The sequence below is a fragment of the Aeromonas sobria genome (assembly GCF_006243315.1).
GTDB lineage: Bacteria > Pseudomonadota > Gammaproteobacteria > Enterobacterales > Aeromonadaceae > Aeromonas > Aeromonas sobria_A.
The window spans coordinates 1-1,244 of record NZ_NKWE01000067.1; the positions used below are offsets into that span (position 1 = coordinate 1).

General features: G+C 52.5%; 1 protein-coding gene and 1 pseudogene. Both read left to right on the plus strand.

Going from position 1 to position 1,244, the window contains the following annotated elements; genetic code table 11:
- On the plus strand, positions 1-334 hold a 334-nt coding region (locus CF137_RS19730; protein ID WP_139718775.1), incomplete at its 5' end, for an IS30 family transposase.
- A gap of 9 nt (positions 335-343) precedes the next feature.
- A pseudogene (locus CF137_RS19735) lies at positions 344-1,243 on the plus strand (IS3-like element ISAeca4 family transposase); the annotation flags it as partial.
- Between the last annotated feature and the right edge of the window lies 1 nt (position 1,244).

Sequence of the window (1,244 nt, forward strand, 5' to 3'; positions counted from 1 at the left end):
AGCAATTACAGAAAAATTTAAGACGTTGCCGCGTAAGCTCAGACAGTCGCTGACATGGGATCGCGGCATGGAACTGGCCAAGCATCTGGAGTTTACTGCAAACACTGGGGTGAAGGTTTACTTCTGTGATCCCCAGAGTCCCTGGCAACGGGGGACGAATGAAAACACCAATGGGCTGATCCGACAATACTTCCCCAAAAAGACATGTCTTGCCCAATATTCCCAGCAAGAGCTGGATACGGTTGCAGCGCAACTAAACAGCAGACCGAGGAAAATCCTGAAATTTAAAACGCCAAAAGAAGTTATTGAAAAGAGTGTTGCGTTGACAAGTTGAATCTACAGCCGCGTACTTTGCCAAGCTGTCAGGGTAAGGTACGCCTTCATCCGGGAGCACGCGTCCACACATCCCATCCGCCGATTGTGTCGGATGATGAATGTCCACCCGAGCGGTTATTACGCCTGGCAGCACCAGCCTTTATCTGCCCGCGCGCTTGAAGACCAACGCCTCCTGGGCCAGATCAAGCAATGTTGGCTAGAAAGCGGCGGCGTCTATGGTTATCGCAAGATCCGGGACGACCTGCGAGAGATGGGCGAGACCTGTGGGAAACACCGGGTGGCGCGATTAATGCGTCATGAAGGTTTACGTTCACAAACCGGTTATCGTCGCCGTCCCAGTCATTATGGTGGCCGGCCAACGGTGGTTGCACCGAATCATCTTGAACGCCAGTTCGATGTGACTGAGCCAAATAAGGTCTGGGTAACGGACATCACTTATATTCGAACCCATGAAGGCTGGCTCTATCTGGCCGCGGTATTGGATTTGTTTTCACGACAAGTCATTGGTTGGTCAATGGGGCCACGGATCGACCGAGAGTTGGCCATCAGCGCGTTACTGATGGCGGTGTGGCGACGGCGACCCGAACAGGAAGTGCTGGTTCATTCTGACCAAGGGAGCCAGTTTAGCAGCTATGACTGGCAGGATTTTTTGCGGGCTCACCGGCTCAAGGCCAGCATGAGCAGACGTGGCAATTGTCATGATAACGCGGTGGCGGAGAGTTTCTTCCAGCTCCTCAAACGCGAGCGGATCCGACGTAAAACCTATGCGGATCGCGAAGAGGCCCGGCAGGATGTGTTCGATTACATTGAAATGTTTTACAACCCCAAGCGTCGGCACAGTTTCAACAATGGGCTATCGCCAGTAGAGTGTGAGAAGCAATATTTCGAACGGCTCAAAAGTGTCTAGA